Source organism: Rhizobium croatiense (assembly GCF_019793465.1).
Classification (GTDB): Bacteria; Pseudomonadota; Alphaproteobacteria; order Rhizobiales; family Rhizobiaceae; genus Rhizobium; species Rhizobium croatiense.
Genome location: NZ_JAILYJ010000104.1, coordinates 1 through 286 on the forward strand (window position 1 = coordinate 1; position 286 = coordinate 286).

At 55.6% G+C, this 286-nt stretch carries 1 protein-coding gene; it reads right to left on the reverse strand.

Features of this window, described 5'->3' with window-relative positions:
• Positions 1-286, reverse strand: a 286-nt coding sequence (locus tag K6M89_RS30770) for a hypothetical protein (RefSeq protein WP_222141875.1), incomplete at both ends; no start/stop codon positions are given.

A 286-nucleotide genomic window follows, 5' to 3' on the forward strand; every position in this document is an offset into this window, starting at 1 on the left:
GCAGGGAGAACGACATTTACCTTTTCCAGCAATAGGGTGGAGATGGATCGAGCAATAGATGCCAGTCGTTCTTGAAAAAGCACCAAATCGTTGAGGGAGAATCCGTTTTTACGCGGCCACGTGCAGCCGCCAACCCAGATGAGACGATCCCCAGTGCCCGGGGCGACATCGAATGTGCACGTCGCCAGTCTTCCTTCAAAACGTGACGTTTGGCCAGCATCCCAAGAGGCGACGGCTGTCGCATCTGAGGTGTAGACAGATACGGATGCGGGAAGAGCCTCGGGTG